Below are 20,674 nucleotides of genomic sequence, written 5' to 3'. Positions count from 1 at the left end.
GGTTCCGTCCTTCCGCGGGCCGGTCACCCCGCCAGGTTGAGGTTCACGTACTCCTTCTCACCCGTGACCTCGCGCTCCACACAGGGCGCCAGCCACTCGGGAATGGGCGCGTCGGCGTCTTCCGACGGCAGCTCCACCTCTGCCAGCACCAGCCGCCGGCCGCGAAACCGGTCGATCTCCCAGGTCAGGCCACCCTCCGCCACGCGAAAGCGCAGCTTGCGGATGCGGGCGCCCTTCGTCAGCCGCCACAGGTGGCGGAAGATGCGCTCCGTGGTTTCTTCCTCCAGCTCCATCCGGCTGAGGCCGCTCCCCGTCTTGATGGTGCGATAGTACCGCACCTCGCCGCCGCGCCGCACCCGGCGCACGCGCTCGTTCAGGCGCTCGCCGGGCAGGTAGCCCTGGGCGATGTCGGTGCGGATGGCGCCGTCCGGGAGCGGGGGCATACGGCGGAGCAGGTACTTCCGCTCGATCTCGCGGTTCTCTCCCCCGCCCCGCAACTCGGCGAGCACCTGGCCGACGGCGGCGAAGAACTCGTCCGCATGGCCGCCCAGCCACGCGCCCTGCGCCTCGCGGAACAGCCGCTCCGTTTCCGCCTGCGCGATGCCGGCGAGGGCGTCCAGCCCGGGGAGCGGATCGGGGGGCGGAGCCACCGCCGCGGACTCCTCCCGCGCCTCGGCGATGATGCCGCCGGCCACGTGGGCATCGTGCATGTCGCCGAACAGGTCCTGCATCCCCTTGATGCGCCTGACGACCTCGGCCGCGCCGGGCAGCTCGTCGCGGAACGGCTCCAGCAGGTAGCGCAGGCGCTTGGCGGCGATCCGCGCCTCGTGCGCCAGGTCCTGCTGCGCGGCGCCCTGGACGGCGTCCAGCTTCGCCCGCAGCTCGGCCGCGTGCGTCTCGACCAGCCCCGCCAGCACGGTGCGCATCGGCGGCGCCTCGCGCGGATCGTCGGGCGAGACGTGGGCGGGGTACCACGACAGGCGGCGCGAAAGGCGGCCGCAGGCGCGGGCGAAGTCGCGGACCACCTCGTCGTGCATCCGCCGGAGCACCCGCTGCTGCCTGCGCTGCAGCCCGTCCAGCAGCCATGCGGCGCCGGGCGCCTCCGTCTCGGAAAGGCCGCCGCCGTGCTTCCGCATCCAGGCGATCATCACCTCGCCGTCGCGGCTGTCACCCGTGGCGGCGGCGAGGCGCTTCAGTCGGCGCCGGTCCTTGCCGCCGACGGAATCGTCCAGGTGCTCGCGGTAGGCGCGAACGGTGCTGCGCAGCCGGCGGAGGCCCACGCGAAAGTCGTGGAGCGCCTCCGAGTCCTCCGCGTCGCCCAGGCGCGTGCGCCCGGTGCGCGCCTCTTCCAGGAAGCGCAGCGCCAGCCAGCGGGCGGCGCGCGGGGCGCCCAGGTCCAGCAGCGCGGGCCCGCTCACCGCCGCTCGCCCAGCCAGCGCAGCTGCCGCGGCGCGATGGCCCAGGCCAGCACCGCGTTACCGCCCACCGGGGGATCGTCGAAGTCCAGCAGCACGGCCCCGCCCTTCTTGAAGGCGACGAACGAGTCGTTGCGCCCCGTCAGCAGCCAGCCCACCAGGAAGCCCAGGTGCGGCTCGTGGCCCACCACGGCCACGGTGGCCCCCGGCTGCTGCGCGCGCAGCCAGCCCAGCAGCTCGTCCGGCCGCCGCTCGGGCGAAAGCTCGTCTATCGTTTCGATGGCCAGCGACCCGCCGTACGCCGCGGTGACGATTTCCGCGGTCTGCACGGCCCGTACGAGCGGCGACGAGGCCAGCACGTCGATGTCGGGCACGATGCGGCGCAGCCCGCGCGCGCCGCGCCGCATCCTCCGCCGCCCCTCACCCGTCATCGGCCGCTCGGCATCGGGCTTTCCGCTCCGTGCCGCCCAGTCCTCGCGCTCGCCAGCCAGCCCGTGGCGTATCACCAGCAGTCTCATCACGCCTCTCCGTCTTCGTCGCCCGTCTCTCGTCAGTCGTGCAGATCCCCGGGCGGAGGGTTATGCAAGATTTGTAACCCGTGGCGTGGGCGGCTGAATCCGGGGCACCAAAAGCGAAAAGCCTCCCCAAGCTGCGGGGAGGCGTCAACCAAGGATCATCCGGCGTCGATTGCGCGCCGTCAGCGGGCGTTGCCCGTGGGGAAGGGGCCGGTGTCGATCATCCGCTCGAAGACGAGCGTGTACGGGAGGATGGACTGCTCGGGGCGGGTCATGTAGTGAAGCTTCATCTGGTCGCCCTCCACCTCGATGCGGTGCTGGTAGTTCCACTCTACCGCGTAGTCCGCCTGGTACCCTCCCTGCCCGTGGCGCCAGCCCATCCCGGTCATCGTACGCAGGCCCAGCCGGCCGCCCGCGATCTTCCACGAGCCGGAGTGCTCGAACGTTTCGATCAGCCCGTCTCCCGGCCGCCCGCCCGTGCCGCTGACCTGGGTGGTCCACTGGTAGGTGCCGTCCGCGAGCAGGTCCAGCCACTGCTCCGTGCGCAGCGACTGCAATCCGCTCCCCTGCTGTTGCACCGTCCGCCAGCTTCCCACCACGGCCTCGGGCGAGGTGGCCTGGCCGGGATCGCACGCGGCCAGGAGCAGGGCGCCGCAGAGCGCCAGTGCACGGCGGACGGCCAGGGGCATCGTTCGAAAGGTCATGTTCGTCTCCAGATTTCGCTCGGGTGGGATGCACGGAACAACGCGCATCCCACCCGGTCCGTGACTTCGATCCTCCGCCCCGTGCGTCAGAGCCGCGGGTCCACCGGCTCCGATTCCAGCGCCAGCACGCCGAACACACACTCGTGCACCCGGCGCAGCGGCTCGCCGGCCGCGAACCGCTCCAGCCCCTCGATGCCCAGCGCGAACTCGCGCAGGGCGAGCGACCGCTTGGCCCCCAGCCCGCGCTGGCGCAGGCGCTCCAGGTTTTCGGGCAGGGTGTACTCCGGCCCGTAGATCAGGCGCAGGTACTCGCGGCCCCGGCACTTCACCGCCGGCTGCACCAACCCCTTTCGGCCACGGGCGATGAAGTCCAGCGGCTTCACCACCATCCCCTCGCCGCCGCCGCCGGTCACCTCCTCCCACCAGGCGACGGCCTCGGCCTGGCTCCCGGCATCGGTGACGTCCACCACGCGATACGCGGTGGCGTACAGCACCCGCCCCGCCGCGTCGCGCAGCCGCCCGATCATCTGCATGTGCCACAGGTGGTCGCGGTCGGCGTGCACCGCGCCCTCCGTGGCCAGCAGGTGGAAGGGTGCCAGGCGAAGGTCGTCCACCGACTGCACCGGCCAGCAGTACGCGCCGTAGACCCGGGCGTACGCCTCGGCCGACTGCCTCCGCTCGGCGATGCGCGCCCGGATTTCGCCTACCGGCGCATCCCGCTCCGCCGCCCGGCTCAGCGCCTCGTCCGCGGCGGAAAGGGAGCCGCGGGCCGCGGCACCGACAGAGGCGTACTGCCCGCGGATGAGCTCCTGCGCCTTGGCCGACCACGGCATCAGCTCGCAGTCCAGCACGGCCCAGTCCGTCGACAGCTCATCCCACAGCCCGGCCGCGCCCATCGCGCCGGCGACGATGCCCAGCAGCTCTCCCTCGGTCGACGCGTCGTCGAAGAACCGGCGGCCCGTTCGCGTATAGACGATGCCGATGGCGCCGTCCGCCACGCCGAAGCGCCGGCGCGCCGCCTCGGCGTCGCGGCAGACCACCATCACCGCGCGCGAGCCCATGTGCTTTTCCTGGCAGATCACGCGCGGCACGCCCACGTGCCGGTAGTACGCGAACGCCTCGGCCGGGTGCTCCAGCAGCCCGGGCGCGCGGCTGGTTTCGGACGGCGACATCGTGGGCGGCAGGTACACCAGCCAGCGCGGGTCGGCGGCGAAACGGCTCATCACCTCCAGCGCCGCCGCCGCGTTCTCCTCGCGGATGGTCACCGCGCGGTGAAGCCGCGTCTGCACGATGCGCTTGCCCGTGACGTCCGCCAGGTCCAGCAGCTCGTCCTCGCGCTGCTGCGCCGTCAGCGACCCTTCATCCGCCACGGGAAGGAAGGGCCGCGCCGGCTCGGCGTACACCTGGCGCGCGGGAACGGACACCAGCTCGCGCTCCGGCCAGCGCAGGGCGGTGAGCTTGCCGCCGAACACGCAGCCGGTGTCGACGTTCACGGTGCGGTTCAGCCACTCCGCCTGGGGAACGGGCGTGTGGCCGTACACCACGGCCGCGCGCCCCCGGTACTCCGCCGCCCAGTCGTAGCGCACCGGCAAGCCGAACTCGTCCGTCTCGCCCGTCGTCTCGCCGTACATGGCGAACGCGCGCACCGTGCCGGAGCCGCGCCCCTGCAGCTCTTCCTTCATCCCGGCGTGCGCCACGACCAGGTTGCCGCCGTCCAGCACGTGGTGGCTCACCAGCCCGTCCAGGAAGGTGGCCACCTCGCCCCGGAACTCCGGCGTCTCCGCCTCCAGCTCCGCCAGGGACCGGTCAAGCCCGTGCTTCACCTGCACCTGCTTTCCGCGCACGGCCCGCACCAGCTTGGCGTCGTGGTTGCCGGGCACCGCCAGCGCGGAGCCCGCTTGCACCATCGCCATCACCGTTCGCAGCACGTGGACGATGCGCGGCCCGCGGTCCACCAGGTCGCCCACGAACACCGCCTTGCGCCCCTCCGCGTGGCGGCGCACCCCGTCCTCGCCGGCCGCATATCCCAGCGCGTCCAGCAGCTCGTCCATCTCGTCGCCACAGCCGTGCACGTCGCCGATGATGTCGAAGGGCCCGGTCTCGTGGCGCCGGTCGTTCCACAGGGGCTCGCGAATGATGGATTCCACCGCGTCCGCCTGGGCCGCGTCCAGCACGAACACGTGGCGGAAGCCCTCGCGCCTCAGCTCGCGCAGTGACTTGCGGAGCTGCGCCACCTGGCTGCCGATGGCGTGCGGCGGCACCTGGCGGTCCGTTCGCGCCTCGTTGCGGGCGTGGCACACGCGCTCGTGAACGTTCAGCACGATGGCCACGGGAATGACGTGCGTCTCGCGCGCGAGCGCCACCAGCGGCTTGCGGGCCGCGGCCTGGGTGTTCGTCGCGTCCACCACGGTCAGGCGCGCCGCCTTGAGCCGCTTGCGGGCGACGAAGTGAAGGGCCTCGAAGGCGTCTGGCGTGGCCGACTGGTCCATCTCGTCGTCCGCCACCATCGCGCGAAAGAAGTCCGACGACAGGATTTCGGTCGGCCGGAAGTGCTTCCGCGCGAAGGTGCTCTTGCCGCACCCGGACGCGCCCACCAGCACCACCAGCGACAGGTTGGGGATTCGAAGTGTAGCGGTCGCAGGCGGCCTGGACGCGGACTCGCCGGCCGCGGTGCCGGTGGATTCGGTGCATTCGGTGGACTCGGTCATTTCTTCTATCACGTTCTTTCTCGTCGATCGCGTGGGGTGCCCCTCCCGCCGGCCTCCTCCCCGCACGAACTGCGTGCGGAGAGGGGGAGAAAGTGAGTCGCGTCCGCCTAGATTCAGGCGGCGATGGCTTGCGTGCCCAGGCGGATGCGCACGAGCAGGTCGTGCAGCGCCGCGCGGGTCGCGTCCGACGGCTCGTCGGGGAGCCGGCTGCGCTCGGACGCATCGATCAGCATTTGGTGCAGCCGCAGGTACTCGGCGCGGAAGAAGTCCGCGTCGGCGTCCGCCAGCACCGACTGCTCGGGCCCGCTCGTCTTGCGCGCGATCAGCTCGCCGACGTACGGCAGGCCGATCTCCTCGTTGCACTCTGGCAGCGAGGCGTTCACCCGCCCCGTCTTCATCAGGCGAATGCCCGTAAGCAGCACGCGCAGCACGTACAGCAGCGGCTTTGCGCGGCGGGGCTGCTCGCCCTCGAACAGCCGCCACTGGCTGGCCGCGAAGCCGGCGTAGTGGCGCACGCAGCGGCGGGTGACGCAGCCGCGCGCAACCTGCTTCAGCTCCTGGTGCCACGACGTGGTGTGAACCACCAGCGGCGAGTACAGCTGCTCCAGCACGTAGCCGTTGTTGCGCAGCAGCAGCCCCAGGAACTTGCGGGCCTCGTGCGTCACCAAGTCCAGCTCCGCGCCGCCGCGGACGTGCGAAACCGAGACGGTCTCTTCGCCCGCGGCCAGCCCCACCAGCCGGTCCAGCGGCAGCAGGTGGGCGCCGCGAAGGTCGTAGTCGGAGTCCGCCGAGGGAAACCCGTACAGGTGCGCGCCGCTCACCGTGGCGAACAGCAGCGGGTACGGGTGATCGTTCACCTCGGCGATCAGCCGGGGGTCGCGCATGGGTTCACCTCTTTCAACACCGCGCTCTTCCGTGCGCGGACCAGGTAGTCGTTCGCCCACGCGTAGTCGGGGCGCTCGGGCAGCCGTGACGACGCGTACGCCGCGTCGAAGTCGCGGTGCAGCGCCAGCCGCCATTCGTTCACTTCGTCCCACGGCACCTCGCCGCGCCGGATGGAAAGCAGCCGCTCGCGGTACCGCTCCACGCGCACGGGCACGTGCCCCTCGCGCAGAACGGTGATGCCGCTGATCAGCAGCCGCACCAGGTGCATGGCGTGCTTCCACTTCGGCGCGCCGGTGGTGCGGAAGTCCGTTTCCAGCTTCTTGAACTGCGACAGCACGTAGCCGTTGTAGGTCTGGTAGACCATCCGGGACAGGAACCGGTGCCGCTCCCCGATCAGCTCGCGCGCGGCCGGGGCCACTTCGTCCACCAGCGGCGTGTACAGGCACTCCAGGATGTTGGGATTGGCCTTGAGCGCCAGGACGATGAACTTGCCCAACTCCCAGTAGACCTCTTCCTCCGCCTGGTTTTCCAGCTGTTCCGGCACGCCGTACAGCGACCAGTGAAGGTGTGCCGGGGGCAGGTACACGCCCCGCCGGTCCACGTCCGACGCCTCCCCGTCCAGCCCGTATGCGCGGGAACCGACCACGCGCCGGTAGATCACGTGCTGGTACAGGTCGTGGGCGCCCGGCGCCTGCCCCCCGCCGATGTCGCCGGCCTGGTGGTGCTTGCGGATGGTGAGCTCCTGCCGCTTCAGCGACACCTCGCCGCCGTCCGGCAGGCGGACGCGGTACGCGTGCATCCCGTCCACGGGCGCGCTCACGATCTGGCCCACCGCGCCTGGCGGGCAGATCACCCGCCCCGCCCCGGTCGCCACCTCCCGCCGCACCACCACCTGCGTGCCCACGGGAAGGATCAAGTTCGGCCCGCTGCTCATGCTTCCTCGCTCTCGTTCGCAATGCGGGCGCGCCGATCCCTCCGTCGTGGATCGCTATCCGCCCGCTTTCAGGATGTTCTGCAGCCACTCGCGCATGGGGGGATTCCCCTTTTCTCCGGACGACGTCCTCCGGCGCACCGGGTCTCTGTCCACGTATCCGTCGAGCGCCGCGACGGCTTCGGCCCGCTGCTCCGGCGTGGGCTGCGTAAAGCCGCGATTGAACCGGTCCCGCCACCGGCGGAGCAGGACGCCGGCGTACACGGCGATGGTTTCGTCCGGGTCCGCCGTCGCCCGGACCAGCCAGGGCAGCGCGATCCACTGGCCCCGGGACGCCAGAAGCGAAAGGGCATTCCGGCGGGTCCACGGCGGGAGGTCCGCCGAGAACAGCGCAGCCAGTTCGCTCGGCGCCACCTTCGCGACGCCCGGCAGCAGCAGCTTCGCGGCGGTGCTGGACACGCGGCGGTTCGGGTCCGCGACGGCCAGGATCAGGAAGTCCTCGGCGCCTTCGTCCCCGAACCGGTCCAGCGCCCGAAGCGCCGCCGCGCGCACGCGGGGGAGCGGGTGGTCCACGAACGGGCGGACGAGCGTGGCATCGGACGGATCGCCCGTGTCGCGCAGCCCCTCGATCACCCGCGCCAGCCCCGGCTGGTCCCCGTGCATCCGCTCGCGGTAGAACGCCGCGAAGTCCATCGGCTCCAGCGCCGTGATGCCGCGCCGGGCCTCCGCGCTCACCGCCGCGGACCTGTCCAGCAGCGCCCGGCGCAGCACCTCGATCCCGGCGCGCCCGATCCGCTCCACGGTCAGGCGGATTCCCAGCGCCCGGATGCGCGGAAGCGGGTCCGCGTGCAGCAGCGGCAGTACGTGGCGAATGCCCTCGTCGTCCAGCCGCGCCGCCGCTTCCGCCGCCGCGATTCGCACGTGCGGGTCGGCGTTCCCCAAGCCCTCGATCACCAGCGCCAGGTCGCCGGGACCGACGCCCGAGAAGAGGATGGCCGCGCGCAGCCCGCGCACGTCATCGTCGATGGCGTACAGCGCATCGCGGACGGCTGTCCGCGCCGGCCCCGACGAGAGCAGGGCGAACACGGCTTCGACCAGGGGCGCGTTGTTCGCCCGCCCCGTGCGCCGCAGCCACGCGACCAATGCCAGGGCACGCGCCCAGTGCGGCACGTACTCCGGCGTGAGCCGCGCCTGGAGCGCCGCGATCGCGACGGTGTGCACCTGCGGCACCCAGTCGTTGGCCCGAAGCAGCAGCGGAACCAGCTCGCCTCCGTCCCGGCGCTCGGCCAGCTTCCTGACCACCGACTCGCGCACGAATCCATCGCGATGGCAGGCCAGCAGCCCGTACGCGGCAGACTCCACGGGCGGGGGAAGCGTCAGCTGGCCGCCGTACTCGAAGGCACGCAAGTCCAGCCAGCCGCGCAGGACCTCGTCGACGCGGGGCCATTCGGACATTGGCACGGCCTTCACCTCGCTCCGCAGCGCCGCCTCCGCCCTGGCCGCCTCCGCCGGCGGCACCTTCAGCCGTGAGTAGACCAGCCGCAGCAGCCGCGCCTCGCGGGTGTCGCTGTCCGGGACGTACGGCTGCCTCGCCGCCAGTCCGTCGTGTTTCCCGAACAGCCGGCCCACCCACACTCGGATGCTCATGCGCCGGTCTCCGTCGTATCGTTGCGGGTGAACACCGCCATCTGCGTGGGCGAGCCCACCTCCGGGTCGTACGGGCCCACGGGGGCGAAGCGGACCGCATATCCCCAGCGCTCCGCCACGCCGGCCGCCCACGCCTGGAACTCCGCGCGCGTCCACTCGAACCGGTGGTCGCGGTGGCGGAAGTTGCCCGCCGGCAGCGTGGGCCAGCGCACGTTGTACTCGGCGTTGGGCGTCGTCACGACGACCGAGGCCGGGCGGGCATGCTGCCACAGCACCCGTTCGAACGCGGCGAGCCTCGGCGGGTCCAGGTGCTCGATCACTTCCACGACCGCCGCCGCGTCGAAGCCCGCCAGCCGCACGTCGCGATAGGTGAGCGCGCCGTGCAGCAGGCGGATGCGCTCCCGCTGGCGCGGGGCGAGCCGGTCCAGCTTCAGCCGGTCGGCGGCGAACTCCAGCGAGCGGTGCGCAACGTCCATCCCCACGATCTCCTGGAACTGCGGATCGTCCAGCAGCATCCGCAGCAGCCGTCCCTCGCCGCAGCCCAGGTCCAGCACGCGCCGGGCGCCGGTCGCGCGCACGGCACCCAGCACCGTCGCCAGCCGCTGCTGGTTCAGGCTGATGCGCTCCTCCAGCGCGCTCTCGGCCGCGGCGGCGGGTGCCTCCTCCACCACCGCATCGTCCGCCTCCTCAACGGGCAGCAGGCGCGCGACGGCCTGGCGAACCAGGCTGCGGCGATGCTTCAGGTAACGCGCGGCGATGAAGTCGCGTTCGGGGTGCGCGGCCAGCCATCCCTCGCCATGCCGAAGCAGCTTCTCCACCTCGTCGTCGCCCACCCAGTAGTGCTTGGCCCCGTCCAGCACGGGAACCAGCACGTACAGGTGCGTCAGCAGCTCCGCCAAGCGTACGGTGGCCCGCAGCGTCATCGTGAAGTAGCGGCTGTCGCCCCACTCCGGGTGCACCGGGTCCAGCGGATGCGGCTCGGCGCTCACGTCGTAGCCTAGCGGCTCGAACAGCCGCCGCAGCAGTGCTTCCCCGCCGCGCGCGGGAACGACGGAGATGCGCGCCTCCAGCGGAATGGGCGAGGCGGCCAGCTCCGCCCGTTCGCGGCTGCTACCCGCCATGGCGCTGCGGAGCACCTTGGCGATGGCGACGGACAGGAACGACGAGGCGGCGTACGGGCGGTCGTTGACGTACTGGTCTTCGGCGCCCTCGCCGGCGCCGCGTCCGCGCACCAGGCCCACGGGGTCAACGTCCAGCAGCAGCGCCGCCGTGCACGCCTCGTCCGAGACCTCCGGATAGAAGACGTGCGCGTGGCCGAACGGCATGTCGAACGACTGCGCGCGCGCCGGGTTCTTGCCCAGCAGATAACCCAGGTCCGCCGCCGGCTGGTGCGTGGTACGGATGGTCAGCAGCATGGTCGTGAACTCAGGCCGCGGAGCCCGGGGACTCCGCGGCACGTGTCAGTCTCGGTAGTAGTGATGGCGGTTGGACCCGCCGAAAGCCGCCGTCACGAAGACAGCAGTTCCGGAAACCGCCTCGTGCAGCCGCAGGGGCAGGGGTCGTTGCGCCCCAGCTTCTCCACCAGTTCCTTGTCGCCGTGCACGACGCGGAACCCGCGCTTTACGTGCGTTTCGGACGGGAACCTCTTCCGCCGCTTGCCCATCGTCACACCTCCTCTCCGCAACGTGTTGAGAGCAGCCGGGATGGTGGAGTCACCCGGCGGCCCTGGACGAGCGATCGGGCAGCGGATTCGAACACCTGGCGCCCCGCATGCCTCCAAGTACGTGACGTCGATCGAAAGCCGCGCCGCGATCACCCGAACTGGAGCCAGCGAAATGACCAGCCCCGCGAACCGCGTCCCCCTGTGGGCGATCCTGATGGTCGCCGCCTTCGAAGCCGTCGCCATCGCCGCCGCGCTGCTGTCGCGCTGACGCACCTCCATCCACAGGAGCCCCGACCATGAACGATACGAACCACACCCCCGCCGCCGTCCGCGCCGCGCTGGCTGAAGCCGAGCGCCACGACCGCACGTCGACACTCATACTCGTCGGAGCCGCGATCATCGAAGCCGTCCTTCTCGGTTACGTCCTGGCGGCAATCGACTTCGGCGACCCCACGCACAAGGTGATGTTCCTGCTCGCGATGCTGACGTACTTCACCCTGGGTCTGGGCATCGCCGCGATGGCCGCGAAGACCAGCGCCCAGAACGCGCGACTGATGCACGCCATTCAGCTGATGAGCGAGCGCCGCTGAACCACGGAGCGCGGAGAGCATCCGCCATGAGCGCGGCGGACCGCAGCGGAGCCGGCGAAGTTCCCTGGCTGGTGCTTCGCGCACAGGCCGGGGACCGCGCCGCGCTCGAGCGGCTGCTTTCGCATGCGCATGCACTGCTGCGCCCGTTCACGCGGGTGATGCTGCGCGACGAGGACGCCGCCGACGACGTGCTGCAGGACGTGCTCGTGCTGCTGTATCGAAAGCTCGGTACTCTCCGCGACCCGCGCGCCTTTTCAGCGTGGGCTCGCCGCATCGCCAGCCGCCAGATCTTCCGCGACCTGCGGCGCCATCGAAAGTACGAAGCCGCGCACGAGGAACTCTCGCCGGAGCTCCCCGGCACGGCGCACGAGCCGGCGCTCGATCCAGGATGGGTCGAGCGGCTTCCCGCGCTGCTGGAGCGCGTCTCACCCGCGAGCCGCGCCGTACTCGCCCTGCACTACCTGGACGACCTGACACTGGACGAAGTCGCCACGGTTCTCGACATCCCGCCCGGCACCGCCAAGTCGCGCCTGGCCTACGGCCTCTCGACCCTGCGAAAGCTGCTCGCCTCCACCCCGGAACCCGGAGAAGGTACGTGAGCGCGCGCCACTCACGCACTCACGCACTCACGCACTCACGCACTCACGCACTCACGCACTCACGCACTCCCCGTTCAATCCTTGTACGGATCGATCTCCCCCGCGCCCGCCATGACCACGATCAGCGGCTGGAGCACGTGCTCCACCACGATCGTGGGCCCCTGCGACTGGAGCACCTTCTCCAGCCGGCGATAGGCCTGCGGTGCCTCGTCCAGGCCGCCGCCGCGCAGGATCACGCCCTTCCGCGCGATCCAGTCGCCCATCATCTCGCGGCTGATGCGCCCCGGGCTGATCACCCGCCCCGTCTTGCGGTGCACCTTGCCCGCCGCGGCCGTGCGCGACATCACCCGGCCCGCCCCGTGGACGGTGCTGAACAGCGCCTCGCGCTGCAGCGCAGCCGTCTCCTCGTCCGCCGGCTCGGCGCCGCGCACGATCACCGCGTCGTCGCCCATGGACCCGCCGATGAACCCCTTCTGGCCGGGGAACGCCGGGGTGGCGCCCTTGCGCACCACAACGTACTCCACCGTCTCGCCCTCGGGAGAGGTGTGCGTCTCGCGCCAGGCGAAGTTGTGGTGGTTGTGCACCAGCTCCACCTCCGTCCCGCCGAGGATCTCCACCACCTTGCGCGCCACCCACTCGCGCCCGGCGTACGCGTACTGGCCGGCCAGGTTCATCAGCTGCCAGTAGTCGTGGCCCACGGGCTGGTCCAGCGGAAGCAGCACCTCGGCTTCCTTGGCGCGCTGGCCCCAGTCGCCGCCCTGGCTCAGCGACAGGAAGTCCGACGCGATGGTGTGCCCCAGGCCGCGGCTTCCGAAGTGCACGCCCACCCACACGGTGCCCTCCTCGTCGGCGAACACGTCGACGTAGTGGTTGCCGCTGCCCACGGTGCCCAGCTGGCGGCGCGCCTTGTCCTTGAGCGTCTCGCGGTAGCCGCCCGTGTTGGGGATGGCGTACCAAGCCGGGTCCAGGAACAGCGGGTGATCGGTCGGCGCGTCGTCCGCGTTGTTCTTGCGGCCGATGCCGAACGAGATGGTATGCTGGATCTCGTCCGCCAGCCCGCGCGCCACGCGGTCCTCCGCCAGCCGGTGCGGGTTACGGCGGACCTCGTCCAGCGTCAGCCCGCGGGTGATTCCCCCCACGTTCAGGTTCGTCCGGATCGCCGCGTTTCCGCAGTTGTGTACGACCACGCCAGCGGCGATGAAGTTTTGTGCGGGATCGCCCGTCACCACGTCGTAGACCGCCGCCTCGCCGTCGGGCCGCACGTGCTCCACCGCAACCCAGCAGATCTCTCCGTCGCTGTCCGGAACCGTCGCCTCGCCCGGCACCCGGCGCGACGGTCCACGCTGATCGTAGATGGAGTGGTAGACGAATCCCGGCGACACGTCGAATTCCGCCGACACGTCCGCCATCACCGTCCGCCACCCCACGCCCGCCGTCTTGCGCGAACGTGCCTCGGCCTTTGCTGCGTCGCGATTGCGACAGTACCGCTCCCCCTGCCACGCCACACTGCCCGCCGCCGCAGCGGCCACTCGCTTCTCGACGGAACGGCAGAAGCCGATGTCGCGGAAGAACCGAAGCTGCTCCGCCTGTCCGCCCAGGACCTGGAGGACGGACATGATGCGATCACCGTTGCGTGCTCCACTCTCCGCCACCGACACCTCGAAGCCCAGCGACCGCAGCACGCGCGCGAAGAAACGGATCGCGTGCTGATGCGTTCCCGCCTGCTTCAGCTGCAGGTTGGGAATGGTGCCGCTTCGATGGATTCGCGGCGTCATCATCTCCGCGCTGGCGAACGCGGAAAGGAAGTGCGCGCGCACCCAGGGCGCCGCCTCGAACAGCCACGACATGGGCGACTCCGGCCAGGCCTTTTTACCGACTGGCGAGCCGAGGCCGGCCAGGAGCGCGTGGAGCGCGATGGAATCCACGTACAGGTTGATCTCCTCGCGCCGCCCCTCGCCACGGACGCGGCGGTACTCGTGCGGCTCGAAGCCCAGCCGGCGAATGTCCCGCGCCAGATCCGCCGCGTCCTGGTCGTTGAAGACGTACAGCGACACGCGCTTGCCGTTCCGCGTGAGATGCCCGTCCCCACTGACGTAGCCCAAGATGCGCAGCAGCGCCGGAAGCCGCGGATCGTCACCTCGCAGGGGCAGCAGTCCTCGCGCTGCCAGTTCCTCGCGAGCGCGCGGATTAGTGACGTTCAGCTCCAGCGCCCAATCCTGCGCCTCGAACGGAAGCCCGACGTGGGGAGAACAGGCCACGGCGTCGGCCAGTCCCAGTTCGTCGGCGCGCTTCCACCCTGCACGGGTGAGGATTTCGTGGTCGCGCGTCGCCCGCAGCGTGCGCCCGTTCGCAAGGCCGATCGCCAGCACCTCGCGTGTCCCGCGCGGCACCGCGCCCATGTGCGGCGAAGCCAGTCGCGTCTGCGCGCCGTCCCAGCAAACCACCGCGTGGTGATCCCGGACGTGCTCGATCGGCACGGTGTACCCATCGCCCAGCGTGACGGGCGTTCCTTCGGCGATGCAGGCGATGTCGAAGCCTACCCCCACCACCGACACCTTCTCGCGGTACGCCGCCACCCCGCCGATCGGCATTACATAGCCGAGGTGTCCGTCCGCCATGAGAGCCAAGCGCTCGGCGCGGCTGGCGACGTCCTGCGCCTGGCGGATGGTGTTCTCGTCGTGCTGCCCAAAGATTCGCATCGTTTCCTCACCCGTAGAGCGGCGCACGCAGGTGCCCCGTATTCATCCCGTATCGACCGGCGCTGACGCCGCCCATGCGCACCGATCAACCCTCTTCGCGAGAGCCTGGATCTCGTTATCCGACAACGCTGGTACCAGTTTTTGCTCCCCCCTTGATGGACGGAGTGAACGGCGCAAGATTCCATCCGTTCGCGCGAAACGCTCACACCCCGGACGTGGAGAAAGAACCATGCTCACGCAGACAAACGCTCGCGTCGCGCGCTTCACGCCCGTCCACGGGTTCTCCGCGACTCTCCAGCGCCTCGGCCGGCGCGCCTGGAGCCTCACCGGTTCCCCACGCTCGCCCACGCAGCGGCTCCAGCGCGTAGTGCCCGTTTACGTGTTCATCTCCAACCCGGCGCCGGGCCAGCACGAGCGCGTAGTCCGTGCCCTTGGCGACCTCCTCGCGGAGGTCGGGCTGGAGCTCGAAAGCTCGGCTGATGGCTGAACATCGGAGTTCGTGGGCCCGACTGCGATCACGGGTGAAGGCGTTTTCCAGGCGTGACGCCGTCGCCCAGCGGCTCGCGGAAACCGAGCGCGCGGTCAAGCTCGCCGCGCTCGAGAAGCCCCAATCCGAAGCCGACCACGGACGCCTGATCGGCGCAGCGGCGCTCCTGCAGTCCATCGGCGACAGCAACGCAGTCGTGGTCGTCGGCTCCCTGCTCCTGATCCGCCGTGCGAATCCCACCGCCGCCGGGGAGGTGTACATCCGGACGCTCAGCCAATCCGAGCTGATCTTCCTGGAGCACAACCCGGCCCTGCTCCGAGACCCCGACGCGCTGTACCTGCGGTTCTCCGGTCCTGAATCCCTGCCACGGGAACGCGCCGAGGCGCGGTAACTCTGCTTACTCGTCGTCCCAGCGGCGCTCGGCGCGCACTTCCTTGCGGCGGAGGTGCTGGAACTGGCGATCACGGGTGCGCTGCCGCTCCGTGCTTTCGCTGACGGACTCGATGCGGTCCGCCCGAACCCACGCGCGGCTGCCGGACAGGTCCACCAGCTTGATCCACCGCGGCCTCCACCGGCGCTCCAGCGCCGTGCCGATCCGAGCCGCCGTTTCCGCCGACACGTACCACACGGCGAACTCGGTGGTCACCTCGTAGTAGTCTCCGGGCCCGGCCGGCCGCTCCGGCAGGCCCTGCATGTGCTTCAGCCCGTTCATCTCACAATTTCCAATCGTTGGATGTCCGATCTTCCGGCGGCATGCCCCGGGATCCCGGGACGTGCCGCTTTCAGCGCGCGAAGTCGGCGATCAGCTGGGGCGCGGCGGCGTCGAAGCCCACCACGTCCAGCATTCCCGCGTCGTTCGGGTCGGCGATGGTGAACCCGTTCGACGCCATCCCCACGACCACCAGCTTCGCGGGGATGCCCGTGCGCTCCCGGTACTGGCGGAGCGCCTGGGCGGGGTGGATGGTGCCGGCCCACGTCTCGTTGTCGGTGTAGACCACGAACACGTCCACCTTCCACCCGTGCTTCAGCGCCTCCAGCATCGGCAGGGCGCAGTCGGTGCCGCCGAACGGCATGCCGGAGATGGACCGGACCACGTCGTCCAGCCGCTGCCGCGGGGAGATGGCCAGCGTCGACAGCCCGCTGGTCATTCCTTGCCACTGCGAGGGGTACGACCCGGAGGTGAACGCCGTGAAGAAGTGCTGCGGCTCGCTCGCCGCCGTCACCAGCGCCATCGCCGCCGAACCTTCACGGCAGCTCAGCCCCTCCAGCCCCATCACCATAGCGGCCATGGACCCCGAAACGTCCAGGGCCAGCATGGTGCGCCTGCCCGTGGGCTGCACCGAGGCGAACGACAGGTAGAACGCCGCGTCCAGCGCATCCACCACCTGTGCCACGGGCTGCCACGTGTGCTGCCCGCGCACGCCCCGGCCGCTGGCGTACGTGCGCAGCGCCGACAGCACCTGCACCGGGTGCACCCGCGCCTTCTGCAGCGCGGGCCCGTTCGCCAGGCGCTCCGCTACGGTGCGCGCCGCCTCGCTCCCTGGCGCCACCAGCCCCACGCGGGTCAGGGTTGCCAGGTTGCGCACCAGCGCCGTCAGCGGCATCCGCTCCAGCAGCGCCTCCCACACCACCGCGTGGTTCAGCAGCGCAGTGGGCAGCATCTCCCGCGTCAGCCGGTGCTCGCGCACCAGCTCCGCCGCTTGGCCGGGCGACAGCTCCTCCCGGTGCAGCCGGTCCGCCGCCCTCACCTGCGCCAGTGCCTCACCCTCCAGCGGCACCAGCGCCGCCGCCTCGCGGTTCTTGGCGACGGTGCGCTGGAACAGCGCGCGCTGCTCCGGCGACGCGGGCCGGGGGTGCGCCAGACGCAGCGCGTCCCGGTGCGACCACCCGTCACGCGACGGGTACTTCAGCAGCTGGTACGCAAGGTCGCGCGGCTCCTTGCTGGTGTACCACGCGGCCACCGCCCGGCGCACACCGCGCCCCCACCCGCGGAACCCGCCCACGAACTGCAGCCAGTGGAACAGGTGGGTCCCCGTCCGCGCCACCCGCGGCAGGGCGGCCAGCGCCGCGGCCCGGGTCGCCTCGTCGCCCAGTCCCGCCGCCATCGCCAGGACGAACAGCGCGGGATCGTTCCGGGGGGCGCGCCCCGACTCGCTCATCTCCACCACGCGGGCGACCACGCGGGGCCCGTCCTGCGCGATGCACTCGGCCACGGCGGTGGCGTTCTCCGCCGTGAGCTTCCGCTCGCCGACGTAGTACGTTCCGCCCTCCGAACCGAGGACCAGGAACCGGTCCAGCCGGTCCCAGCTTCCGAGTTGCCAGGCGAACCCGCCCGCCGAGTTGGGAACCTGCGTGGAGCCGGGGATGGGCTCCCGCTGCGGCGTGAGCATCGCCCGGATGCGGATCGCGAAGTGCTTCGTGAAGTCCAGCATGGTACTCGCCCTCCTTTCCGGGCCGGGAGTGGTGTGTACGCCGGGCGAACGTTCGCTCGGCGGTGGAACCCTGGCGCCCCGGGCAAGGGAGCTTCGTCCGGCTGGCCCTCCACCTGGGAGAGAGACGATAACCGGGCGAATTCGGCCCAGGGTGCCAGGTGCGGAGCGCGCGGCCGGTGGGGATTCGAACCCCGGGCTCACCGGATAACCCTCCGCCTTCGGCCCGCCGGAGCGGACGTGGTTGGGGAGGATCGCCACGGCCGAACCGCGGCTCCACTTTCTTTTTGGCCCGGGCGGATAAGGGATCAGCTCGGCCCCCGGGTCGCTTGGTCCGGGGAAGGTTTTGGAGCGATAACCGAAGCTGTTCGACCCACCCGGGCCGATCGTTGTTTCGTCGTGCGCCGCCCGCGGCGGATGAGAGGCGGGGCCGGACCGGCTTTCGGCCGGGACGATTGAGAATCGGTGGTAACCGGACCCATCGACCCGCCGCGGACGGCGCACGCGATCCTGCAACTCGTATCCAGGTGCCCCGGCGGGGTTCGAACCCGCGGCCTCCGCGTCCGATAAGCCTTGCCTGTCGGCCCGCGCGAGGCGGGCGTGGGTGATCCGGCGAGGCAAGCACGGTGCTCTACCATTCTGAGCTACGGCGCACTCCCATTCAACGGTCCTATTCCGTATTTCCCTATTCCCTGAAGTGGACCTGGCGGGACTCGAACCCGCGACCTCTCGAGTGACAGTCGATAACCCTCCGTGCCGGTTCCTGCGATGGGCCGGCGGGAACGATCCGCCCCGGCCGCGGGGGGTCGCGTTTGTCCACCCGGGCGAGGCTTCACGCCCCGCCGGCCCGGTCCTTCACCATCCGCATCCCTCGTCAGCGTTCATCGTCCTCCCTTTCCGTGGATGCCTGAAAAAGAATCGCCCCGCCCGGCAAGCTGCGCGGGCGGGGCGACGTGCATCGCTCCCCTGGTCCGGAACCGGGCGCCTACCGCGCGCCCGCTCCCATCCCCCCGCCGCCGAACATGTCGTCCCGCCGGTCCTGCCCGCTTCCGAATCCAATACCGGCACTGCCCGGCACTTCCATGGCCGCCCAACGATGATCGCCGCTCGTCCGATTGGCGCACGACGCTCCCAACCCCAGTGCGGCCAGGCGGGCCGCGGGGTGGATGTTCGTGGGCTGGACGAAGGACATGGTCATCGAGGCTTCGATCTCCGGTTCATGGTGGATTCTGCTCCACCGGGCATCAACAAAAAAAGAGCCGCGTCATGATGCCGCCGGTCCACGCAACGTGGTCCGGGGGCCGGCCCTCCGCGCGCTGCGAAAGGCTGGCGATCATCGGGACGCGACTCCCAAGGCCGGTGAGTCTAAACGGCCGTCCAACCGTTGTCAACCCCCTTCGTGAACGTCGCTCATGTCGGCAACCCGGTCACCGCTCGCATCGACCGACAGCCATCCAGATGCCGACGATGGCGGCTCGGTGCCTCCACCACCCAGATTCATGGCAGAAATCCTACGGCGTAACTGCTTTCCGCTGAACGGCTTTGTCCCGTCCATGGCGGAAACGATTTTGCTTTGCAACCGCTGTGACGAGCGTTAGCTTTGTCCTCGGTCACACGGCGCCGCAATGCACCACGGAGGTACCGGATGAAAGTTCTCGAGCTCCCCCGCCCGGCCACGATCGACGACCTGTACCGGGTCGAAGGCAAGGCCGAACTCGTAAACGGACAGATCGTCATCATGGACGGAACCGGCTTCAGGCCGATGCGGGCGGCCTTTGTCATCAACCGCTCATTGTGGGACCACGAAATGGCGCACGGTGGAGGATACGCCTGTCCCGGCGGTGGATACGTCGTGGAACTTCCGCACCGCAAGTCGTTCTGCCCCGACGGCGCCTGGTACACGGGGCGCGACACAGGCGGACGGTTCATGGAGGGGGCTCCCGCGCTCGCTGTCGAGGTGCGCAGCGAGGGCGACTACGGGCTGACCGCCGAGCGCGAGATGGTGGCCAAGCGCGCCGACTATTTCGCCGCAGGCACGATGGTGGTGTGGGACGTTGACGTGCTGCGCGCGGGTGTAATCCGCGTCTTCCGTGCGGACGATCCCGCCCGGCCTTCGCTCTTCCGCCGAGGCGACCTCGCTGACGCCGAGCCGGCGGTGCCCGGGTGGTGCTTTGCCGTGGACGAGCTCTTCCGCTGACGTGCAGCGCGGGGCAGCGGCGCGACACGCGGCTCCCGCCACGCACACGTTTTGCGCCGCAGCGACAACGCCTGTACCCTGTGGTCCTCACGATCCGAATCACCCGAACGCCCCGCGCATGACCAGCAGCACGATCGACAAGCCGCCCATCGCACTGACCATCGCCGGGTCCGACTCGGGAGGCGGCGCCGGGATCCAGGCAGACCTGAAGAGCTTTCACGCATTCGGCTGCTTCGGGACGACGGCGATCACAGCGATCACGGTGCAGAACACCCGCGGCGTCACCGGTGTGCACGCGATCCCGGTAGATACGGTGCGCGCACAGATCCGCGCGGTGGCCGAAGACCTGCCGCCCGCCGCCTGCAAGACGGGGATGCTCGCGACGGCCGAGCTGGTGCGAGCCGTGGCGGAATCCATCCGCAAGCACGCCCTGCCGAACTACGTGCTGGACCCGGTGATGGTAGCCACCAGCGGCGATCGGCTACTGGACGAGGACGCCGTGCGGACCATCATCGATGAACTGCTGCCGCTGGCCGCGGTGGTGACGCCCAACCTGGACGAGGCGGCGCTGCTGGTGGGCTTCGCGGTGGAAGATGACGACGCCATGCGCCGAGCGGCCGAGCAGCTGGTGCAGATGGGCGTGCGCGCCGCCCTGCTGAAGGGCGGCCACCTCCGAGGGACCGAACTGGTGGACGTGCTGTGGGACGGGCGCGAATGGCACGAGTGGACGCGCCCCAAGCTGGACACGCGCAGTACGCACGGCACCGGCTGCACGTTGTCGGCGGGCATCGCGGCGGGGCTGGCGCACGGACGCCCGCTGCAGCAGGCGGTGGAAGACGCGCTGGACTACGTGCAGCGGGCCATGCGCGCCGCCCCGAGCTACGGCGCCGGCCACGGCCCGCTGAACCACTTAGTCGGGGCGCTCCCGAGTCGCTAGCCAGCACCTCGTGCGACAGCCGGGCCCCTTACCCTTGGATGCGAGCCGGCGAGCGGGGGCGTTAGGCCGGGCCCCCGTCCGGGCGGTTGAAACCGCGTCTGGAACGTCACGAAGTCCGCCTGCGCGGACTGCACGCGTAGTCGGGTGCGCGACCCAGTCGCAGCGCAATTCAGGTCTCCGCCTCCCCTGAAAAATGGAGGATGGGGGCCGGGGCGAGGGGGCTCCCGTGGCATGAACCGGCACCCCATCGAACCCCAATCCAATTCTC

The 20,674-nt window shown here is 70.6% G+C and carries 19 protein-coding genes and 1 tRNA gene; 6 read left to right on the top strand and 14 right to left on the bottom strand.

Going from position 1 to position 20,674, the window contains the following annotated elements:
- Window positions 1–23: 23 nt before the first annotated feature.
- The 9 genes from VGB24_RS11835 to VGB24_RS11795 all read right to left on the bottom strand — a co-directional run bounded on the left by VGB24_RS11835 (window position 24) and on the right by VGB24_RS11795 (window position 10,468).
- Window positions 24–1,418 (bottom strand): CHAD domain-containing protein, encoded by a 1,395-nt coding sequence (locus VGB24_RS11835; RefSeq protein WP_331073153.1) that lies wholly within the window; start codon window positions 1,416–1,418, stop codon window positions 24–26.
- The gene (locus VGB24_RS11830) at window positions 1,415–1,933 is read right to left on the bottom strand and encodes a SixA phosphatase family protein (RefSeq protein WP_331073152.1); all 519 of its coding nucleotides are present in this window, start codon (window positions 1,931–1,933) and stop codon (window positions 1,415–1,417) included. Before VGB24_RS11830 ends, VGB24_RS11835 begins: the two co-directional genes overlap by 4 nt.
- Before the next feature lie 179 nt (window positions 1,934–2,112).
- The gene (locus VGB24_RS11825; RefSeq protein ID WP_331073151.1) at window positions 2,113–2,634 is read right to left on the bottom strand and encodes a hypothetical protein; all 522 of its coding nucleotides are present in this window, start codon (window positions 2,632–2,634) and stop codon (window positions 2,113–2,115) included.
- 86 nt (window positions 2,635–2,720) lie between these two features.
- The gene (locus VGB24_RS11820) at window positions 2,721–5,342 is read right to left on the bottom strand and encodes a polynucleotide kinase-phosphatase (RefSeq protein ID WP_331073150.1); all 2,622 of its coding nucleotides are present in this window, start codon (window positions 5,340–5,342) and stop codon (window positions 2,721–2,723) included.
- Window positions 5,343–5,455: 113 nt separating this feature from the next.
- Window positions 5,456–6,226 carry a nucleotidyltransferase domain-containing protein gene (locus VGB24_RS11815; RefSeq protein ID WP_331073149.1) on the bottom strand — a complete coding sequence of 257 codons (771 nt, stop codon included), beginning with the start codon at window positions 6,224–6,226 and terminating at the stop codon, window positions 5,456–5,458.
- A complete protein-coding gene (locus tag VGB24_RS11810) occupies window positions 6,208–7,161 on the bottom strand; it encodes a nucleotidyltransferase domain-containing protein (RefSeq protein WP_331073148.1) in 954 nt (317 codons plus the stop codon). The genes VGB24_RS11815 and VGB24_RS11810 overlap by 19 nt, the downstream gene beginning before the upstream one ends.
- Window positions 7,162–7,215: 54 nt before the next feature.
- Window positions 7,216–8,805: a HEAT repeat domain-containing protein gene (locus tag VGB24_RS11805; protein WP_331073147.1), complete on the bottom strand. Its 1,590-nt coding sequence runs from the start codon at window positions 8,803–8,805 to the stop codon at window positions 7,216–7,218.
- Window positions 8,802–10,220 carry a 3' terminal RNA ribose 2'-O-methyltransferase Hen1 gene (locus VGB24_RS11800; protein ID WP_331073146.1) on the bottom strand — a complete coding sequence of 473 codons (1,419 nt, stop codon included), beginning with the start codon at window positions 10,218–10,220 and terminating at the stop codon, window positions 8,802–8,804. Before VGB24_RS11800 ends, VGB24_RS11805 begins: the two co-directional genes overlap by 4 nt.
- 92 nt (window positions 10,221–10,312) lie before the next feature.
- The gene (locus tag VGB24_RS11795; RefSeq protein WP_349263916.1) at window positions 10,313–10,468 is read right to left on the bottom strand and encodes a nucleic acid-binding protein; all 156 of its coding nucleotides are present in this window, start codon (window positions 10,466–10,468) and stop codon (window positions 10,313–10,315) included.
- A 296-nt stretch (window positions 10,469–10,764) separates the two neighbouring features.
- Here VGB24_RS11795 and VGB24_RS11790 point away from each other — a divergent pair, with 296 nt between their 5' ends.
- On the top strand, window positions 10,765–11,058 hold the full coding sequence (locus VGB24_RS11790) for a hypothetical protein (protein WP_331073144.1): 294 nt from the start codon (window positions 10,765–10,767) through the stop codon (window positions 11,056–11,058).
- Between the two features lie 26 nt (window positions 11,059–11,084).
- Complete coding sequence (locus tag VGB24_RS11785) at window positions 11,085–11,657, top strand: RNA polymerase sigma factor (protein WP_331073143.1); 573 nt, start codon at window positions 11,085–11,087, stop codon at window positions 11,655–11,657.
- A 74-nt stretch (window positions 11,658–11,731) separates the two neighbouring features.
- On the opposite strand, the gene VGB24_RS11780 is transcribed toward VGB24_RS11785, so the two are convergent.
- Entirely contained in the window at window positions 11,732–14,356 is a 2,625-nt protein-coding gene (locus VGB24_RS11780; protein ID WP_331073142.1) for an RtcB family protein, read from the bottom strand.
- A gap of 229 nt (window positions 14,357–14,585) precedes the next feature.
- Between VGB24_RS11780 and VGB24_RS11775 the strand changes: the two genes are divergently transcribed.
- Together VGB24_RS11775 and VGB24_RS11770 are read left to right on the top strand one after the other, a co-directional pair.
- Window positions 14,586–14,843, top strand: a complete 258-nt coding sequence (locus VGB24_RS11775; protein ID WP_331073141.1) for a hypothetical protein — start codon at window positions 14,586–14,588, stop codon at window positions 14,841–14,843.
- A 34-nt stretch (window positions 14,844–14,877) separates the two neighbouring features.
- Window positions 14,878–15,234 (top strand): hypothetical protein, encoded by a 357-nt coding sequence (locus tag VGB24_RS11770; RefSeq protein ID WP_331073140.1) that lies wholly within the window; start codon window positions 14,878–14,880, stop codon window positions 15,232–15,234.
- Window positions 15,235–15,240: 6 nt separating this feature from the next.
- Here the strand turns inward: VGB24_RS11770 and VGB24_RS11765 are convergent, their stop codons facing one another.
- The 4 genes from VGB24_RS11765 to VGB24_RS11750 all read right to left on the bottom strand — a co-directional run bounded on the left by VGB24_RS11765 (window position 15,241) and on the right by VGB24_RS11750 (window position 18,470).
- Window positions 15,241–15,555 carry a hypothetical protein gene (locus VGB24_RS11765; RefSeq protein WP_331073139.1) on the bottom strand — a complete coding sequence of 105 codons (315 nt, stop codon included), beginning with the start codon at window positions 15,553–15,555 and terminating at the stop codon, window positions 15,241–15,243.
- A 70-nt stretch (window positions 15,556–15,625) separates the two neighbouring features.
- Window positions 15,626–17,275, bottom strand: coding sequence for a TROVE domain-containing protein (locus VGB24_RS11760; RefSeq protein ID WP_331073138.1), 1,650 nt, complete (start codon window positions 17,273–17,275; stop codon window positions 15,626–15,628).
- Between the two features lie 524 nt (window positions 17,276–17,799).
- Window positions 17,800–17,927, bottom strand: a tRNA-OTHER gene (locus VGB24_RS11755).
- 330 nt (window positions 17,928–18,257) lie between these two features.
- Window positions 18,258–18,470, bottom strand: a complete 213-nt coding sequence (locus tag VGB24_RS11750) for a hypothetical protein (protein WP_331073137.1) — start codon at window positions 18,468–18,470, stop codon at window positions 18,258–18,260.
- A gap of 447 nt (window positions 18,471–18,917) precedes the next feature.
- Between VGB24_RS11750 and VGB24_RS11745 the strand changes: the two genes are divergently transcribed.
- Both VGB24_RS11745 and thiD read left to right on the top strand, forming a co-directional pair.
- Window positions 18,918–19,469, top strand: coding sequence for a Uma2 family endonuclease (locus VGB24_RS11745; protein WP_331073136.1), 552 nt, complete (start codon window positions 18,918–18,920; stop codon window positions 19,467–19,469).
- A 118-nt stretch (window positions 19,470–19,587) separates the two neighbouring features.
- Window positions 19,588–20,406 (top strand): bifunctional hydroxymethylpyrimidine kinase/phosphomethylpyrimidine kinase, encoded by an 819-nt coding sequence (gene thiD / locus VGB24_RS11740; protein WP_331073135.1) that lies wholly within the window; start codon window positions 19,588–19,590, stop codon window positions 20,404–20,406.
- Window positions 20,407–20,674: the final 268 nt, after the last annotated feature.

Origin of the sequence: Longimicrobium sp. (assembly GCF_036399935.1) — a bacterium.
Taxonomy (GTDB): Bacteria; Gemmatimonadota; Gemmatimonadetes; order Longimicrobiales; family Longimicrobiaceae; genus Longimicrobium.
The sequence above is the reverse complement of the archived record's forward strand: the minus strand, read 5'-3'. Positions and strand labels throughout refer to the sequence as shown.

Bases quoted from the DNA above. Each gene is read 5' to 3' on its own strand.
- VGB24_RS11780 (WP_331073142.1), bottom strand. From the start codon at position 14,356: ATGCGAATCTTTGGGCAGCACGACGAGAACACCATCCGCCAGGCGCAG.
- VGB24_RS11825 (WP_331073151.1), bottom strand. From the start codon at position 2,634: ATGACCTTTCGAACGATGCCCCTGGCCGTCCGCCGTGCACTGGCGCTC.
- VGB24_RS11815 (WP_331073149.1), bottom strand. From the start codon at position 6,226: ATGCGCGACCCCCGGCTGATCGCCGAGGTGAACGATCACCCGTACCCG.
- VGB24_RS11745 (WP_331073136.1), top strand. From the start codon at position 18,918: ATGAAAGTTCTCGAGCTCCCCCGCCCGGCCACGATCGACGACCTGTAC.
- VGB24_RS11800 (WP_331073146.1), bottom strand. From the start codon at position 10,220: ATGCTGCTGACCATCCGTACCACGCACCAGCCGGCGGCGGACCTGGGT.
- VGB24_RS11830 (WP_331073152.1), bottom strand. From the start codon at position 1,933: ATGAGACTGCTGGTGATACGCCACGGGCTGGCTGGCGAGCGCGAGGAC.
- thiD (WP_331073135.1), top strand. From the start codon at position 19,588: ATGACCAGCAGCACGATCGACAAGCCGCCCATCGCACTGACCATCGCC.
- VGB24_RS11790 (WP_331073144.1), top strand. From the start codon at position 10,765: ATGAACGATACGAACCACACCCCCGCCGCCGTCCGCGCCGCGCTGGCT.
- VGB24_RS11765 (WP_331073139.1), bottom strand. From the start codon at position 15,555: ATGAACGGGCTGAAGCACATGCAGGGCCTGCCGGAGCGGCCGGCCGGG.
- VGB24_RS11805 (WP_331073147.1), bottom strand. From the start codon at position 8,805: ATGAGCATCCGAGTGTGGGTGGGCCGGCTGTTCGGGAAACACGACGGA.
- VGB24_RS11775 (WP_331073141.1), top strand. From the start codon at position 14,586: ATGCTCACGCAGACAAACGCTCGCGTCGCGCGCTTCACGCCCGTCCAC.
- VGB24_RS11810 (WP_331073148.1), bottom strand. From the start codon at position 7,161: ATGAGCAGCGGGCCGAACTTGATCCTTCCCGTGGGCACGCAGGTGGTG.
- VGB24_RS11785 (WP_331073143.1), top strand. From the start codon at position 11,085: ATGAGCGCGGCGGACCGCAGCGGAGCCGGCGAAGTTCCCTGGCTGGTG.
- VGB24_RS11820 (WP_331073150.1), bottom strand. From the start codon at position 5,342: ATGACCGAGTCCACCGAATGCACCGAATCCACCGGCACCGCGGCCGGC.
- VGB24_RS11795 (WP_349263916.1), bottom strand. From the start codon at position 10,468: ATGGGCAAGCGGCGGAAGAGGTTCCCGTCCGAAACGCACGTAAAGCGC.
- VGB24_RS11760 (WP_331073138.1), bottom strand. From the start codon at position 17,275: ATGCTGGACTTCACGAAGCACTTCGCGATCCGCATCCGGGCGATGCTC.
- VGB24_RS11750 (WP_331073137.1), bottom strand. From the start codon at position 18,470: ATGACCATGTCCTTCGTCCAGCCCACGAACATCCACCCCGCGGCCCGC.